Annotated in this window: 2 protein-coding genes; one reads left to right on the forward strand and one right to left on the reverse strand. The window is 50.2% G+C overall.

What is annotated here, in order from left to right; translation table 11 throughout:
• Positions 1–1,630 (forward strand): formylglycine-generating enzyme family protein (locus tag AC0QHF_RS14495; RefSeq protein WP_324704936.1); only part of this gene is annotated, 1,630 nt, incomplete at its 5' end.
• Between the two features lie 426 nt (positions 1,631–2,056).
• Here AC0QHF_RS14495 and AC0QHF_RS14500 read toward each other — a convergent pair.
• Positions 2,057–2,244: hypothetical protein (locus tag AC0QHF_RS14500; protein WP_324704937.1), on the reverse strand; the 188-nt coding region annotated here is incomplete at its 5' end.

Consider the following 2,244-nt stretch of genomic DNA (forward strand, 5'->3'; position numbering starts at 1 on the left):
CGAGGAAGAACCCCAACACCGAGTCACCATTCAACCCTTCCTGATGGGCAAATACCCCATCACCCAGGCCCAATGGAAGCGGGTGGCGAACTTGCCCAAACTTCAGCGAGATCTCGATCCCGACCCGGCAAGATTTAAAGGAAACAATCGCCCAATTGAACGAGTTTCATGGTATGATGCGATCGAGTTCTGCGCCCGACTGGCTCAAGCCACCAAAAAACCTTATCGCCTGCCCAGCGAAGCCCAGTGGGAATATGCCTGCCGTGCCGGAACGACGACCCCTTTCCACTTTGGAGAAACCCTGACAACTGATATCGCCAATTATGATGGCTACACCTACAGCTCGGGTGTAAAAGGAGTCTACCGCCAAGAAACCACACCCGTCGGTCAGTTCAAAGTTGCCAATGCTTTTGGCTTGTACGATATGCACGGGAACGTTTGGGAGTGGTGCGCCGACCCGTGGCATGGCAACTATAAAGATGCGCCCTCAGATGGGCGAGTTTGGGATGAGAATAATAATGATTATCAAGATTATGATAAAGAAATGCGAGTGCTCCGCGGCGGTTCGTGGCTCAACAATCCTGGGGACTGCCGCTGTGCCTACCGCCGCAGGCTCGTCCCGGGCCTCCTCGACTACCTCGACGGTTTTCGCGTCTCCTGTCGGCCCCCGGAGATGGCGTGGGATAAAAACAAGCGTCCTCAGTTAGTGACGAAAAAATCGGGGCGAGGAAGCACCCCTCTTTACTTGTCAAAACCCACTTCCTTTTCCTTTGAGGTTGTCAAAGTTAACGAAAGAGGACAAGAAATTAGTCGTCATTCCAGCCAGGCGGAACGTATCATCGAAGACTTGGGGAATGGAGTCACCCTGGAAATGGTATTGATTCCAGGGGGAACCTTTACAATGGGTGCGCCGGATAATGAAGTCAGAAGTTCTGATGATGAAAGACCCCAACATCGAGTGACAATCCAACCCTTCTTAATAGGGAAATATCCCGTCACCCAAGAACAATGGCAACAAGTTGCCAGCTTTCCCAAACTCCAACGCGACCTTGAATCCGATCCTTCGTATTTTAAAGGCTTCAATCTTCCCGTTGAACGAGTTTCATGGTATGATACGATTGAGTGGTGCGCCCGCCTCTCAAAAAAAATCGGCAAACCCTACCGATTGCCCAGTGAAGCTGAGTGGGAGTATGCGGCTCGTGCCGGAACTACCACCCCGTTTCACGTCGGTGAAATTCTGACTACCGACCTCGACAATTTCAAGGGTGACTTCACCTACTACCGCAAAACAACCACCCCCGTGGGTCAGTTTCAACACGCCAATGCTTTTGGCTTGTATGACATCCACGGAAATGTTCGGGAATGGTGCGCTGACCTCTGGCATGAGAACTACAATGGTGCGCCATCAGATGGTCAAGTTTGGAATGGGAAAAATATCTACGACAGCTATGTTGATAGTTTGGCTAATCTTGTGAATGCAAAAGGAGAGCGAGTGCTGCGCGGGGGTTCGTGGTTCAACCGTCCTTATGCTTGCCGTTCAGCGAACCGCGCATGGAACGACCCGAACAGCTTGACCCACATCAACGGTTTTCGGGTGTCCTGTTCCCTCCCGGAGCATCTTTCCCTTTAGCTCTTTTATCCTTTGCACTATCGTTTTTTTACCCTTTTTCTGCGAGCGCAGCGAGTTTTTTTTTATTTTTTTAAATTGCCCCCCTGTCCCCACCTTTTTACTGTAATTTATACAATAGTTGGGTTCGTCCCAAAATATTTCTCGCCCTCACCCCCAGCCCCTCTCCCAATTCTGGGCGAGGGGAGTCGAACTCGAATCTGTGATTCTCATTCCCCCCAAAGTTGGGGGGTTAGGGGGGCTTGAGTAGTAATTTAGTAGGGTGCGTTAGGCGGCGAGTTGTGATCAATTGTGATTCAAATTGAGAAATCCGCCGTAACGCACCAACCTCCAAGAATTGTTAAAACTATTGTGACCCAGATTGAGAAATCCGTCCCCACCCCAGATTGTCAAGAAACCGGGTTTCTACCCGAGTTGTTCTGTCCTCATCTAATTGTCTCCTAGAAACCCGGTTTCTACCCCCCACCTAAGATTGACAAGAAACCTTTCTACAACGGTCAGTCTATTGGTGGACTGTTTCTGCTCAAACTGTGCATTAAAAAGGAAATGGTGGGTTACGGCGCGGATGAAAAGTTGTGGGTTTTTCCGAAAAATTACGGCCGCGCCTAACCCACCCT

The sequence above is a fragment of the Lyngbya sp. CCY1209 genome (assembly GCF_055795065.1).